The 13,738-nt window shown below is 68.9% G+C and carries 12 protein-coding genes; 7 read left to right on the top strand and 5 right to left on the bottom strand.

Annotated features, from left to right (window positions below; genetic code table 11):
- Positions 1-306 precede the first annotated feature (306 nt).
- From PKE84_RS09505 to PKE84_RS09495, 3 genes are all read left to right on the top strand, one after another.
- Complete coding sequence (locus tag PKE84_RS09505) at positions 307-759, top strand: MarR family winged helix-turn-helix transcriptional regulator (protein ID WP_271176987.1); 453 nt, start codon at positions 307-309, stop codon at positions 757-759.
- A gap of 94 nt (positions 760-853) precedes the next feature.
- Positions 854-3,148, top strand: coding sequence for a transglycosylase domain-containing protein (locus PKE84_RS09500; protein WP_271176986.1), 2,295 nt, complete (start codon positions 854-856; stop codon positions 3,146-3,148).
- A gap of 65 nt (positions 3,149-3,213) precedes the next feature.
- On the top strand, positions 3,214-3,798 hold the full coding sequence (locus PKE84_RS09495; RefSeq protein ID WP_271176985.1) for a TetR/AcrR family transcriptional regulator: 585 nt from the start codon (positions 3,214-3,216) through the stop codon (positions 3,796-3,798).
- 33 nt (positions 3,799-3,831) lie between these two features.
- Here the strand turns inward: PKE84_RS09495 and PKE84_RS09490 are convergent, their stop codons facing one another.
- Together PKE84_RS09490 and PKE84_RS09485 are read right to left on the bottom strand one after the other, a co-directional pair.
- A complete protein-coding gene (locus tag PKE84_RS09490; protein ID WP_271176984.1) occupies positions 3,832-4,260 on the bottom strand; it encodes an SRPBCC family protein in 429 nt (142 codons plus the stop codon).
- A 113-nt stretch (positions 4,261-4,373) separates the two neighbouring features.
- Positions 4,374-6,122, bottom strand: coding sequence for a glycoside hydrolase family 13 protein (locus PKE84_RS09485; RefSeq protein ID WP_271176983.1), 1,749 nt, complete (start codon positions 6,120-6,122; stop codon positions 4,374-4,376).
- 71 nt (positions 6,123-6,193) lie between these two features.
- Between PKE84_RS09485 and PKE84_RS09480 the strand changes: the two genes are divergently transcribed.
- Positions 6,194-7,714, top strand: a complete 1,521-nt coding sequence (locus tag PKE84_RS09480) for an FUSC family protein (RefSeq protein WP_271176982.1) — start codon at positions 6,194-6,196, stop codon at positions 7,712-7,714.
- 2 nt (positions 7,715-7,716) lie between these two features.
- Complete coding sequence (locus tag PKE84_RS09475) at positions 7,717-9,861, top strand: S9 family peptidase (protein ID WP_271176981.1); 2,145 nt, start codon at positions 7,717-7,719, stop codon at positions 9,859-9,861.
- Positions 9,862-9,906: 45 nt separating this feature from the next.
- On the opposite strand, the gene PKE84_RS09470 is transcribed toward PKE84_RS09475, so the two are convergent.
- A complete protein-coding gene (locus PKE84_RS09470) occupies positions 9,907-10,740 on the bottom strand; it encodes an aldo/keto reductase (RefSeq protein WP_373877130.1) in 834 nt (277 codons plus the stop codon).
- 94 nt (positions 10,741-10,834) lie between these two features.
- On the opposite strand from PKE84_RS09470, the gene PKE84_RS09465 reads away from it, so the two are divergent.
- Positions 10,835-11,380: a type 1 glutamine amidotransferase domain-containing protein gene (locus PKE84_RS09465; protein ID WP_271176980.1), complete on the top strand. Its 546-nt coding sequence runs from the start codon at positions 10,835-10,837 to the stop codon at positions 11,378-11,380.
- 44 nt (positions 11,381-11,424) lie between these two features.
- Here PKE84_RS09465 and PKE84_RS09460 read toward each other — a convergent pair whose 3' ends face one another.
- The gene (locus PKE84_RS09460; RefSeq protein ID WP_444979820.1) at positions 11,425-12,411 is read right to left on the bottom strand and encodes a formylglycine-generating enzyme family protein; all 987 of its coding nucleotides are present in this window, start codon (positions 12,409-12,411) and stop codon (positions 11,425-11,427) included.
- Positions 12,412-12,706: 295 nt separating this feature from the next.
- Here PKE84_RS09460 and PKE84_RS09455 point away from each other — a divergent pair, with 295 nt between their 5' ends.
- Entirely contained in the window at positions 12,707-12,991 is a 285-nt protein-coding gene (locus tag PKE84_RS09455; RefSeq protein WP_271176979.1) for a Fe-S cluster assembly protein HesB, read from the top strand.
- A gap of 67 nt (positions 12,992-13,058) precedes the next feature.
- Here PKE84_RS09455 and PKE84_RS09450 read toward each other — a convergent pair whose 3' ends face one another.
- Positions 13,059-13,679, bottom strand: coding sequence for a DUF805 domain-containing protein (locus PKE84_RS09450; protein WP_271176978.1), 621 nt, complete (start codon positions 13,677-13,679; stop codon positions 13,059-13,061).
- Between the last annotated feature and the right edge of the window lie 59 nt (positions 13,680-13,738).

Here is a 13,738-nt window from a genome sequence, read left to right as displayed (position 1 = left end):
TCTTCGTTATATAGTTCAAGAGCGTTAGTTGTTTGCTGTGGCAGCCAACGCGGAATGTGATTGCAGGACACTCTTGGTGCAAGGGAGAGGGCCGGCCGCTAGCCTCTGCGGCCGGCCCTCAATCTGTTAAGCGGCACCCCGTTCGCGTCACTCGCCGGGGAGGCCCGGGCGGAACGGGGACCTCCGCACGCACGCAGATCCGGCACCCGGTGCCCGGCGATCCGTGGCAGCACCGATGCCGGTGTCACCGGGTAGTGGGATGATGCGAATGCATCGAGAGACGGATCAGGCACCGAGGAGGCACGGATGCGCACAGAGGAACGCGTGAGAGCACGGCCGAACGCCGTGACCGCATGGGAAGCGCTCTTCCGGGCTCAGGTCGCGGTAATGCGCACGCTCGCCGCCGAGTTCCCCACCAAAGACATCTCGTTCAACGAGTACGACGTGCTCTTCAACCTGTCGCGTCAGCCCAACCGCGAGCTCCGTCTTCGTGATCTCAACAAGCACGTTCTGCTCACGCAGCCCAGCGTCAGCAGGCTCGTCGACCGGCTCACCGCCCGCGGCCTGCTCGCCAAATGCCCTGAGCCCTCGGATGCGCGCGGCACCGTCATCCGGTTGACGGACGACGGGTTCGACATGTTCCGCAGGGTCGCCGTCGAGCACATGAAGACCATCACCGAACGCGTCGGCGGCAAGCTCGACCCGGACGAACTCGAGCAGCTGGCACGCCTGTGCAACAAGCTCCGCGCCGGCGCGTGAGATCGGCTTCTGCACAGCGTCGATCGTCGTCCGATCATCCACAAGCTGATCGAAGCCCGGGCGTCCTGCTACGTTCGCCGCGTATCATGACGCCATGAAATCTTCGGGACGCAGAGGCTGGGCGTGGGCGCCTGCGCTCATCGGATTCGTTGCTCTGAGTACCGTGGCGGGAGTGCTGGCAGCGGCAGCGGTCACCCCTGCGGTCGCCCTGACGGGATCGGCAGCCGACTCCACGATCGGTGTCTTCGACGGGTTGCCCGAGTACATCAAGGTCGAGCCGCTGGCCCAGGCCTCCACGATGTACGCCAACCTGAACGGCAAGCCGGTCGCGATCGCGTCGTTCTACTCGCAGAACCGCATCGAGGTCGGCTGGGACGACATCTCCCAGAACCTCAAAGACGCGGCCGTCGCCACGGAGGACCCGCGGTTCTACGAGCACGGTGGCGTCGACGTCACGGGAACTCTGCGCGGAGCCGTACTGACGGCCCTTCACAAAGACGTGCAGGGCGGATCGTCGATCACCCAGCAGTACGTCAAGAACATCCTGGTGCAGCGCTGCGAGAACAAGCAGCCCGACGTCACCGCCACGGCCGCTGTGCAGAAGAAGCAGCTCGCCGTGTACGAGGCCTGCTACAACGACGCCACCGAGGTCGACCCCGTGCGCAAGCTCAAGGAGATGCGTTACGCGATCGGGCTCGAGAAGAGCTACACCAAGAACCAGATCCTGCAGAGCTATCTGAACATCGCGTTGTTCGGCGGACGCGTCTACGGGGTGCAGTCGGCGGCCGAGTACTACTTCGGCGTTTCTGCGAAAGCTCTCAGCATCCCGCAGGCTGCGACGCTCGTCGCGATCCTGAACAACCCCGACAACCTGCGCATCGACCGCCCCGCCGACAAGGCGAACGGCCAGGCCAATGGATACAAGGCCACCCTCGATCGACGCAACTACGTGATCGACCGCATGGCGGCCAACGGCAAGATCACCACAGAGGAACGCGACGCCGCGAAGGCCACCAAGATCGTCCCCAAGATCACGCCTGTGCAGAACGGCTGCATGACGGCCCAGAAGTACCACGCGGCCTTCTTCTGCGACTACGTCGAACGCACCATAGAGCAGAGCTCGATCTTCGGCGCGAACGAGGATGCCCGCACCAGCTTCCTCAACCGGGGCGGCCTGAAGATCTACACCACGCTGAACCTCAACCTGCAGGGCACCGCGCAGTCCGCGCTGAGCGCCTACATCCCCGCACAAGACCCCAACCTCAACCTGGGCGCGTCCAACGTGTCGGTCGAGGTCGGCACGGGGCGCATCGTCACCATGGTGCAGAACCGTCCGTACGACAACACGGCTGCACCGGCGCCGGGAACCACCGCGGTCAACTACAACACCGACTACAACTACGGCGGATCGCAGGGCTTCCAGACGGGTTCGTCGTATAAGGCGTTCGACCTGCTCGAATGGCTGCAGGAGGGCCACTCGCTCTACGAGAGCGTCGACGGCTCCAAGCACCTCTTCCCGCAGTCGCAGTTCCACTCCAGCGCGCCCTGTGCCGATATCGGCGGCGCGCCCTGGCCGGTCGCCAACGACGAGGGCGAGTCCGTATCGAGTACGACCGTCATGAATGCGACGGCCGCCTCGATCAACTCGATTTTCGCCATGATGGCCACCAAGCTCGACCTGTGCGGCATCAAGGAGCGTGCGCAGGATCTGCTCGTCCACGGAGCCGATGAGCAGGCCAACCGCTACATGGCCAACCCCTCGTCGGTGCTGGGCACGAACTACATCGCCCCGATCACCATGGCCACTGCGTACGCGGGCATCGCGAACAAGGGCGTCGCCTGCTCGCCGGTCGCGATCGACCGCGTCGTGAACGCCGACGGCACTCCCCACGCCGTCCCCAAGACCGGATGCTCCAAGACGCCGATCGATCCCAAGGTCGCGGCCGCCGCGATCTTCGCCCTCCAGGGAGTACTCACGAACGGAACGGCCACCTCGGCCAAGCCGGACGACGGCGTCCCGATCTTCGGCAAGACCGGCACCACCGACGACTCGCTCGAGAACTGGCTGGTGACCTCGACGACGAAGGTGGCGCAGGCGACCTGGGTCGGCAACGTCTCCGGCGCGGTCCCGCTGCGCAGCCAGACGTTCCAGGGCATCGGAGGCGGCAACGTCAAGTTCTCGATCGTGAAGCCCATCGCGACCGCGCTCAACGCGGTCTACGGTGGTGGCTCGTTCCCGGCCGTCGACAGCAAGTACCTGTACCGCCCGGCACCGCCCAAGGTCACGAAGCCGACGAATCCGACGGCGCCGACCGCGCCGAAACCGGGCGCCGGCAACGGTGGCAACGGTGGCGGCAACCAGGGCAACCCTCCTGGCAAGAAGCCGTAGTCGCTGCCGGCACGAGAGCTGCACGGCACCTTCATCGCGGAAGGTCTCTCGCCTATTGTGGTGAGGTGGGACGCATACCTGATCCGAACCGCAAACCCGAGTTGCTCGGCCGCATCATGGAACATGTCGCGACGGAGCCCCTGTCACGCATGACCTTCCGCAGTCTGGCGAGTGCGCTCGGCGTCAGCACCTACTCGTTCGTTTATCACTTCGGCTCCCGCCAGGAGATGATCGACGCCATCCTCGAAGAGGGCGTGCGACAGCACGGCGAGACGATCACGGGCGTCGACGTCGCCGCATTCGACCAGGAGCAGTTCGCCGCCTGGTACGCCGAGGCGTTCCGGCATTCCCTGCGCGACGCCAATCGCACAGGGCTGCGCCTGCAGTTCGAGGCCGGCGCGCTGGAACCGATCGACCCCGACATCGGCAAGCGCATCACCACCTCGTTCGCGGAGTGGCTCGACACCGTCGACCGCTGGTTGCAGCGGCACGGCGTCGACCCGGCGCGGTCTCGCGTGCTGGCGACCTGGCTCACCGACACCGTCTCCGGGCTGCACTTCGGGTACCTGATCACCGGCGATCACGCGCGCACCGTCGCCGCCTTCGACGTGTTCATCGACGCCTTCGTGCGCGAGGCCTTCGCCGACTGAGTCAGCGGCCGCGTGCGGCTGCACGCCGCGCCGTCAGCGGCGTTCGCACACCGCCTTCACGCCCTCGAGCATCTGCGCCCAGTTCGCGCGCGAGTGCTTCGCCGCCTCCAGCGTCGGATTGTTGTCCTGGTCCAACGTGATGTGCGTACCCTTCGACGTCTCATCGAGCTCGAATCGGAGTGTGTGATAGTTCTCGGGCACATCCGGCTCACCGCTCATCGGGCTGAAGTGCGTGAGCACGATCCGCGAGGGCTCCTGCAGTTCGATGACCACCCCGTGATCCTCGAACGCCGTGCCCTGCCACTCCCCGCGCCACACGATGCGGCTTCCGATACGCCAGTCGGAGACGATCTCGGCGCCGAACATGATCTCCGGATGCGAGCCATTGCTGGTCAGCACCCGCCACACCTTCGCGCGGGGCGCCAGCACATCCGTCTCGGCCCGCGCAACATAGCTGCTCATCGTGCGATCTCCTCACCGCCCCGGCACCGACCATCGCCGTGCGCACAATGAGACCACCGCGCGCGACGTTCGGCAAGGGGCAGGTGGAGCACCGCGCGCGCCGGGCGGCCTCGTCAGTCGGTGCGCACGAGCACGAGCGCCTGCCACGGGGCGAGCCGCCCGTCGGCCGCGCGGGAGCCGTCCGGCAGATTCCCGAGCACGAACTCGGCCTCGCTCCAGCTCCCGGGATCCGGCCGCACGTCAACCGCCGGCGCAGAGGCGCCCGCCAGCGCATCCGGCTCGTACTCAGCGACCTCGCCCGTGAGATTCACGAGCACGAGCATCCGGCGGCCTTCGAGCGTGCGCGTGTACGCGAAGATCTGCGGGTGCTCGGCCAGCACCAGCTCGAACGATCCACGTGCGACCACGTTCTCGCGGTGCCGCAGGTCGATGAGCTGCCGGTAGTACGCGAACACGGAGTTCGGATCGTCGCGCTCGGCTGCAGCGTTGATGCGCGTGTAGTTCGGGTTGGCTTCGATCCACGGGGTCGCGGCGCTGAAGCCGGCGTTCGGGGCCGACGACCACTGCACCGGCGTGCGGGCGTTGTCGCGGCTGGTGCGGCGGAGCGCCGCCAGAACATCGGCGGGCGACGCCCCGAGAACGTCGACGGCCTCGGCGTAGTAGTTCAGCGACTCGATGTCGCGGAAGTCCTCGATGCCCTGGAACGGCACGTTGGTCATCCCGAGTTCCTCGCCCTGGTACACGTACGGCGTCCCCCGCTGCAGGTGCAGCACCGTCGCGAGCGCCGTCGCCGACTCGCGCCAGTAGACCGTGTCGTCGCCGAACCGGCTGACCACCCGGGGCTGGTCGTGGTTGTTCCAGTAGAGGCTGTTCCAGCCGGCGTCGGCGAGGCCGCGCTGCCACTTGCCGAAGGACTCCTTGAGGTCGAGCACCGTGGCGTCGCGGTGGTCCCACTTGCCGCCGGGGCCGTGGTCGAGGTCGACGTGCTCGAATTGGAACACCATGTCGAGCTCGTCCCGAGCCGGATCGGTGAACAGCTGCGCCTCGTCGATCGTGACTCCGGGCATCTCGCCGACGGTGAGGTAGCGGTCCTCGCGCCCGGCGAACACGCGCTCGTGCATCTCGTGCAGGAACTCGTGGATGCGCGGACCCTGCCCGTAGTACGGGTAACCGTCGCCGTACAGGGCCCCAGGAGCCACGACACCGTCGGGCAGGCTGGTGACCTTGGAGATGAGGTTGATGACATCCATCCGGAAGCCGTCGACCCCACGGTCCAGCCACCAGTTCATCATCGCGTAGACGGCGTCGCGCACCTCCGGGTTCTCCCAGTTGAGGTCGGGCTGCTTGCGCGAGAAGAGGTGCAGGTAGTACTCGCCGCTGGCCGGGTCGAGCTGCCAGGCCGAGCCGGAGAAGAACGACGCCCAGTTGTTCGGCTCGGCGCTGTGCTCCCCCGGCGTCTTGCCGTCGCGCGGCGGGCGCCACCAGTACCAGTCGCGTTTGGGGCTGTCGGGAGACGAGGCCGACTCCACGAACCACGGATGCTCGTCGGAGGTGTGGTTCACGACGAGATCCATCACGAGCTTGATGCCGCGCTCGTGCAGTCCCGCGAGCAGCTCGTCGAAGTCCTCGAACGTGCCGAACAGCGGGTCGATCGCCTGGTAGTCGCTGATGTCGTAGCCGTTGTCGTCGTGCGGGCTCGCGTAGATCGGCGAGAGCCACAGCACGTCGACGCCGAGAGCGACGAGGTGGTCGAGGTGGTCGATGACTCCGCGGAGGTCGCCGATCCCGTCGCCGTTCGAGTCGGCGAAGCTGCGCGGATAGATCTGATAGACGACGGCTGACTGCCACCACTTGTCGGTCATCCACTCACCATACGGAAGATGCCCGAGAATGCTTAATGTCTTCCACTCGTTCGCGTCGAAACGGTCATCACATGCGTATGGTCTCCGCGCTCGCTCCGGCTGCTCTGCGCGCCGCCCTCAGCGTGGGTGCCGCCGCGGCCGCCTGCGCCACCATGTGGTGGATCGCCGTGTGGGTCGGCGCCGGTTCATCGACGGCGGTGCTCGCGACCGTGATCGCGTTGACCCTGTCGCGGCGCACCTTCGGCTCCCGCGGCGAGTTCGCAAGGTCGTCGGCCGTGCTTCCCGCTGTCGGGCTGGTCGCCGCGGGCGTCGGCTGGCTGCTGGTCGCCGTTCCCGTCGCGGGTGCGGTCGCGTTCGTGCTCGGGATGTCCATCCCGATCTGGATGCGGCGCTTCGGCGAGCGCGCATCGCGCCTCGGAACGCTGATCACGCTCCCCTTCGTCGCCATGCTGGTGGCGCCGGGAGCGGCGCCGAAGACAGGGTACCCGTGGCTCGATCTGGCGCTGCTGGTCGCGGCGTCGGTCGTCGCCATCGCTTGGGTCGCGCTCTCCCGCGAACTCGGGATGGTGCCCGGTGTCGTGAGTGCCGCATCCGCGTCGGCGCCACCAGCGCGGGCCGAGGGACTGCAGAAGGCTGAGCGAGCCCGGCCGGCCGACGGGTCCGTGCGCACCCCGCTTCGCGCCAGCACCCGGATGGCCCTGCAGATGGCGGCGGCCCTGACGGCCGCCTTCGTCGTCGGATGGCTCGCCTTCCCCGAGCACGCGATGTGGACCGTGCTGACCGCGTTCATCGTGTGCTCCGGCAACCGTGGGCGCGGCGACGTCGTCTACAAGAGCGGACTGAGGGTCGCGGGCGCGCTCGCTGGGACCGTCGTCGCGGTGGCCCTCTCGTTCGTGGTCGAGCCGACGGGCTTCGGTGCGGTCGTCGTGATCTTCGCCGCCCTGTTCGTCGGATCGTGGCTGCGCGACGTCAGCTACGCCTTCTGGGCGCTGACGATCACACTGGTGCTCACCCTGCTGCAGGGAGTCCTCGGTACCACCCCGGCGGCCCCGGCGTCGCTCGGCTGGATGCTCGCCGAACGGATGCTCGCGATCGTGGTCGGCGCACTGATCGGCATCGCAGCGAGCTGGTTCATCCTGCCCGTGCGGAGCTCCGACGTCGTGCGCCGCCGTCTCGCCGACGCGCTGCTCGCCCTCACGGGGGTACTCGCCCCGTCCTCCGACGATCCGGATGCCCCCAGCCGCGCCGAGCGGATCGCCGCCTTCCGCGCCGCGATCGACCGGCTCGAGCAGCTGGCGCCGACGCAGAGCGCGCACCGGATGCTCCGGAGGGGCGTCGGGCGTGCGACCGCTCACCCGTCCGGGCCTGCACATCCGATCGACTGCATCCGGGTCGCCGCCTCGCTGCCCGCGGCGCTGGACTCCCCCGCCCCGCGCTCGCGCGCGGATGTCGGCGCCGCCTTGCGCGACGCACGCCGCTCTCTCGCCGCACCCGCCGACTTCGACCGCATCCACACGGCTCTCGTCGCCCTCCGCGCGCAACTCGATCCGCCCTCGCCACTGCCGGGCGGGAACGGGGCCGGTAGCCTGTGAGCATGCTCACGCCGCCCACGACACCCAAGCGACCGACCGAACGCGTCCACCACGGCGACGTGTACATCGACGACTACGAGTGGCTGCGCGAGAAGGACGATCCGACGGTCACCGCCCACCTGCACGAGGAGAACGCGTACACCAACGCGCGCACCGATCACCTGTCCCTGCTGCGGGAGCAGATCTTCGAAGAGGTCAAGGACCGCACCCGGGAGACCGACCTGAGCGTGCCCACCCGCGAGGGCGACTGGTGGTATTACACCCGCACGGTCGAGGGGAAGCAGTACGGCGTGCATTGCCGCGCCCCGATCGCCGACCCCGACGACTGGGAGCCGCCGGCGCTCGACGAGGACGCGCAGCGCAACGGGCTCCCCGGCGAGCAGATCCTGCTCGACGACAACGTCGAGGCGAAGGGCCACGACTTCTACTCGCTCGGCAGCTTCGACGTGAGCGCGGACGGCACCCGCCTGCTCTGGGCGGTCGACACCGAGGGCGACGAGCGCTACACGATCCGCATCCGCTCCCTCGTCGACGACGGCGTGGAGTTCCCCGACGAGATCACGGGCACCAGCGCCGGTGCCCTCTTCGACCAGACCGGAGCTTTCGTGTTCTACACGACGGTGGACGACGCGTGGCGCCCGGACACCGTGTGGCGGCATCCGGTGGGCGTCGGCCCGGCGAACGGCGACGACGCCTCCACGGACACGCTCGTCTTCCACGAACCCGATGAGCGGTACTTCGTCGGCGTCGGCCTCACCCGCAGCCGCCGGTTCCTGATGATCGAGGCGGGCTCCAACATCACGAGCGAGACCTGGCTGCTCTCGTCGGACGACCCGACCGGCGACTTCACCGTCGTCTGGCCGCGGGTGGACGGCGTCGAGTACGAGGTCGAGCACGCCGTCGTCGACGGCCGCGACCGTCTGCTCATCGTGCACAACGCCGACGCGATCAACTTCGAGCTCATCAGCGTCGCCGCCGAAGACCCGCAGGGCCATCGGCGCGTCCTGCTCCCTCACAACCCGGCCGTGCGGCTCGAGAGCGTCGACGCGTTCCGCGACTTCGTCGCCGTCGAGTACCGCCGCGAGGGCCTCACCCGCATCGCCGTCGCCTGCCTCCCCGAGAACGGTTCGGACGACGACACCCTGCACGAGCTGCACTTCGACGAGGAGGTCTTCACCGTCGGCGCCGGCGGCAACCCGGAGTGGACGCAGCCGACGCTGCGGCTCGGCTACGGCAGCTTCGTGACCCCTTCGACCGTCTACGACTACGACGTGCGCACCCGCGAGCTCCGCAAGCGGAAGCAGCAGGCCGTGCTGGGCGACTTCGATCCCAGCCTGTTTGAGCAGAAGCGCGAATGGGCGACGGCCAAGGACGGGACGCGCATCCCGATCTCGCTCGTCTACCGCCGCGACCTCGTGACCCCCGGCGAGCCGGCGCCGCTCGTGCTCTACGGGTACGGCTCGTACGAGGCGAGCATGGACCCGTCGTTCGGCATCCCGCGCCTCAGCCTGCTCGACCGCGGCATCGTCTTCGCCATCGCCCACGTGCGCGGCGGCGGCGAGCTCGGCCGGCTCTGGTACGAGAACGGCAAGAAGCTGCACAAGAAGAACACGTTCACCGACTTCGTCGAGAGCGCCCGCCATCTGATCGACACCGGATGGACGGCCCCCGACCGCCTCGCCGCCCAGGGCGGGAGCGCCGGCGGCCTCCTGATGGGCGCCGTCGCGAACCTCGCGCCGCGCTACTTCTCGGGAATCCTGGCCGAGGTTCCGTTCGTCGACCCTCTGACGAGCATCCTGGACCCGTCGCTGCCGCTGACGGTGACCGAGTGGGACGAGTGGGGCGACCCGCTGCACGACGCCGAGGTCTACGCGTACATGAAGTCGTACTCGCCGCTCGAGAACGTGCACCAGACGCACTACCCGCGCATCCTGGCGGTCACCAGCCTCAACGACACCCGCGTGCTCTACGTCGAGCCGGCGAAGTGGGTGGCGCGGCTGCGCGAGGTCGGGGCGGATGCGCTGCTGAAGATCGAGATGGCGGCCGGGCACGGCGGCGTCTCCGGTCGCTACTCCGCGTGGCGCGAGCGCGCGTTCTCGTACGCGTGGCTGGTGGATGCGGTGGGAGCGCACCCGACCGGCGAGTAGCCGCGCTCGCGCCCCGCAGCGGCGCTTCTGATCGAGTCGGGGCGCTCAGCCGAGGTCGTCGGGGTCTTTGCCGGTGCGCTCGCCCGTCTCGAGCCCGGCGATCACGGCGAGGTCGTCGGCGTCGAGCTCGAACCCGAAGACGTCGAGGTTCTGGCGGATGCGCTCCGGAGTGACCGACTTCGGGATGACCACGTTGCCGAGCTGGAGCTGCCAGCGGATCACGATCTGCGCCGGAGTCACGCCGTGCTTGCGCGCCAGGGCTTCGAGCGGCTCGTTGCCGAGGATGCGTCCGCGGGCGAGCGGCGACCACGCCTCGGTCACGATCCCGTGCGACGCGTCGTACGCGCGCACGTCGCTCTGCGGCAGCCACGGGTGCAGCTCCACCTGGTTCACCGCGGGAACCGACTCCGTCTCCCTGGCCAGACGCTCGAGGTGGTGGATGTGGAAGTTCGCGACGCCGATCGACCGCGCCCGCCCTTCCGCCCGGATGCGCTCGAGCGCCCTCCAGGTGTCCACGTACTTGTCGTGCTTCGGCGCCGGCCAGTGGATCAGGAACAGGTCGACCGTCTCGAAACCGAGCCGCTCCAGACTCTCGTCGAACGAGCGGAGCGTGCTGTCGTAGCCGTTCCGGTCCCACCAGACCTTGGTCGTGACGAATATCTCGTCGCGGTCGATCCCGCTGCGCCGGATGCCCTCGCCGACCCCCCGCTCGTTGTCGTAGAAGGCGGCCGTGTCGATGTGGCGGTATCCGGCGTCGAGGGCGGTGAGCACGGCATCCGGCGTCTCGGATTCGGGGATCTTGTACACGCCGTAGCCGAGCTGCGGGATGCGGTTGCCGTCGTTCAGGGGGATCAGGGGGATCTCGGGAATGAGCGCCATGGGTTCATTCTCGCGCGCTGAAGGCGTACGGATGGTGTGACGACCCAGGACGACGTCCCGGATGACGTCCCAGACGAGCAGAAGGAGGAGTCGGATGACTCTCGAAGGAAAGACGATCGCATTCGTGGTGGCTGCAGAGGGAATCGAGCAGGCCGAGCTGGTGGAGCCGTGGAAGGCGGTCACCGATGCCGGCGGCACGCCGAAGCTGATCTCGGCGGAGGCGGGGACCGTTCAGGCGTTCAACCACCTGGACAAGGCGGACACGTTCCCGGTGGATGTGACGCTCGCCGAGGCATCCGCCGACGACTACGACGCGGTCATGCTTCCCGGAGGTGTCGCGAACGGCGACGAGGTGCGCACCCAGCCTGAGGCGGTGGCCCTGCTCAAGGCCTTCGCCGGTGCGGGCAAGCCGATCGGGGTGATCTGCCACGGCGGATGGGTGCTGATCGAGGCAGGCATCGTCGACGGCCGCACGCTCACCAGCTGGCCCAGCCTGCAGACCGACTACCGCAACGCGGGCGCCGAGTGGGTCGACCAGGAGGTCGTGGTCGACGACGGCGCGTTCCCCCTCGTCTCCTCGCGCAAGCCGGACGACCTGCCCGCGTTCAACCGGGAGTTCCTCGCGGCCGTCGGCGGCTAGCGCCCCCGGCGCCAGTCGCGACAACCCGGCGCGCCGGGCGAGGCTCAGAGGGCGACCGTGCGGAAGCCGGTGTTCGCCATCGAGGAGTCGGGCGTGTTCGACGAGCGCGCGGCATTGCGGTAGCGGTTGCAGTACGAGTCGTGGCAGAGGAACGACCCGCCGCGCATCACGCGCTGGGTGCCCTCGGCCGGGCCCGTCGGATCCGCCGGGCTGGACACCGCGTAGTAACCGGCGTCGTACCAGTCGGCGCACCATTCCCAGACGTTGCCGACGGTCTGCCACAGTCCGTACGCGTTCGGCTCGAAGGTGTGCACGGGCGCGGTGGTCAAGAATCCGTCGGCCGTCGTGTTGACTCCGGGGAAGTCGCCCTGCCAGATGTTCGTCCGCCACGGGTCGGGCGCGGCCACGTCGGCCGCAGCTGCTTCGTCCGAGGCCGCATCGGGCGCCGCCGCACCGGACGCCGTCTCGAGCCCGCCGCGCTCATCGCCCCACGGGTAGCGGGCGCCGTCGAGCCCGCCCCGCGACGCGCACTCCCACTCCGCCTCCGTCGGCAGCCGCCGGCCGGCCCACGCGCAGTACGCCTGCGCGTCGTTCCAGCTGAGGTGCACCGCCGGATGCTCGTCCAGGCCGTCGATCGACGAGTGACGCCCGCCCGGATGCCGCCAGTCCGATCCGGCGACCCCGAGCCACCACGGCGTCTGAGGCGGCTGGCCGAGGATGTCCTCGTCGTCGGCGGCGAGCGCGAGGTGGAACACGGCCGAGTATCCGAACGTCTCGGCCTCCGTGCGATACCCGGTGGCGTCGACGAAGCGCGCGAACGCGGCGTTCGTGACGCTGGTGGTGTCGATCGAGAACGCCGCCAGCGTCACCGGATGCACGGGCGTCTCGCCGTCGCCCCACCGGTCGTCACCGTGCCGATCGCCCATCGCGAAGGTCTGCGCCGGGATGCGCGCCTGCGGGATGTCGTGGCCGGCCACGGCGGTCGCACTGACCGTCAGGGCCCCGGAGATGGGGCGTGCGCCGAGCGTCAGCCCCTGGCGGGACGGCGCGCAGCAGTCGTGGCCGGCATCGTGCGAACCGCCCGTGTGATCGTGGTCGGCGGCGTGCGCAGCGGCTGCGGGGTCGGTGGTGGACACGTCCCCATTCTGCGGGCGCTGGGTCGCAGTGTCTATGTGTTCACAGCGCCCGGGGCGGTCGTCGAACAGCGCCGGCACGGCGCATCCCGAGGTTCTTGAGTGGTTCCTGGCAATCGCCGCGAAGCACTTGATGCATTCCGCCGGTCGCGGGAACGTAGGGCGTTCTGGACCGCAACTGGAAGGAGAGCACATGCTCACCCTGACTGAAAACGCCAGCACGATCGTCAAGACCCTCACCGGTCAGAACACCGAGACGGAGGACGCCGGTCTGCGCATCGCGAGCAGCAACCCGCAGAACACCGCCTTCGCCGCCGCCGTGGCGCCGATCCCCGAGCCGGCCGACCAGGTCGTGGAGGTCTCGGGAGCCCGGCTGTTCCTCGAGCCGAGCGCAGCCGTCGCACTGGACGACAAGGTGCTCGATGCTCAGGTGGACGCCGACGGAGCCGTGAGCTTCGCCATCGGCGCCGTCGCCTGAGGCACGACCCGTATAGAGAACGGCCCCCGCCGCGATGCGCAGCGGGGGCCGTTCTCTGCGTACGGGGTCAGGGTGCGTCGGCGTCAGGATCAGTGTCGGCCGGCGGCGCCGGCGGGTTGCGCGGCTCGGCATAGAGGGGCTGACCGCCGGCCGGGCTCGCGTACGGCAGCGGATAGTCGGGCCAGCCGAACTCACGAGGCGTCGGCTGGGCCCCGGTCGCGTCCGCCACGTAGCCGGGGATCTCGTCGTCGGGCCGGTCGAATCGCGCACCCCTGGGGTTCGGCGGGAGCAGTGTCATCACGAAGATGGCCAGGGCGCCGAGGCTGGGCACGAGCACGAGCAGCAGCAGCCAGGCGCTGAGGTCGACATCGTGCAGCCGCCGTGCGTGCAACGCGATGCTCGGCACCAGCGTCGCAAGCCCCCACAGCACGAGCAGCGCGACGCCCACCGCCAGGCCGGGGCCCGCCCGGTAGCGGCCCTCTGCATCCGTCGTGGAGCCGGCTAGGCCGCCGAGCAGCATCACCAGATAGATGGCCCCGACGACGACCGCGTTCGCGAGCGCCCACCACCAGTACTCGCTCCGGCTCGCGCGCCCGTCGAAGCGGGCGTACTTCCTCCAGAAACGGCGGACGCTCTGGATGAGCGGCGCGGCGTAGTACGGCGCCCAGAGCGGTGTCGACGGCGTCATCTCGTGACCCCCAGATGCGGCAGCGGGTGTACCGGTGCTCGACAGCCTAACCGCGACGG

The sequence above is a fragment of the Leifsonia poae genome (assembly GCF_027921845.1).
Taxonomy (GTDB): Bacteria; Actinomycetota; Actinomycetes; order Actinomycetales; family Microbacteriaceae; genus Leifsonia; species Leifsonia poae.
Note: the sequence above shows the minus strand (reverse complement) of the source record. Positions and strands in the feature narration are given on the sequence as shown.

What these genes read in the sequence shown, in the direction of transcription:
- PKE84_RS09505 (WP_271176987.1), top strand. Translation starts at nt 307, where the DNA reads ATGCGCACAGAGGAACGCGTGAGAGCACGGCCGAACGCCGTGACCGCA.
- PKE84_RS09500 (WP_271176986.1), top strand. Translation starts at nt 854, where the DNA reads ATGAAATCTTCGGGACGCAGAGGCTGGGCGTGGGCGCCTGCGCTCATC.
- PKE84_RS09490 (WP_271176984.1), bottom strand. Translation starts at nt 4,260, where the DNA reads ATGAGCAGCTATGTTGCGCGGGCCGAGACGGATGTGCTGGCGCCCCGC.
- PKE84_RS09485 (WP_271176983.1), bottom strand. Translation starts at nt 6,122, where the DNA reads ATGACCGACAAGTGGTGGCAGTCAGCCGTCGTCTATCAGATCTATCCG.
- PKE84_RS09480 (WP_271176982.1), top strand. Translation starts at nt 6,194, where the DNA reads ATGCGTATGGTCTCCGCGCTCGCTCCGGCTGCTCTGCGCGCCGCCCTC.
- PKE84_RS09475 (WP_271176981.1), top strand. Translation starts at nt 7,717, where the DNA reads ATGCTCACGCCGCCCACGACACCCAAGCGACCGACCGAACGCGTCCAC.
- PKE84_RS09470 (WP_373877130.1), bottom strand. Translation starts at nt 10,740, where the DNA reads ATGGCGCTCATTCCCGAGATCCCCCTGATCCCCCTGAACGACGGCAAC.
- PKE84_RS09465 (WP_271176980.1), top strand. Translation starts at nt 10,835, where the DNA reads ATGACTCTCGAAGGAAAGACGATCGCATTCGTGGTGGCTGCAGAGGGA.
- PKE84_RS09455 (WP_271176979.1), top strand. Translation starts at nt 12,707, where the DNA reads ATGCTCACCCTGACTGAAAACGCCAGCACGATCGTCAAGACCCTCACC.
- PKE84_RS09450 (WP_271176978.1), bottom strand. Translation starts at nt 13,679, where the DNA reads ATGACGCCGTCGACACCGCTCTGGGCGCCGTACTACGCCGCGCCGCTC.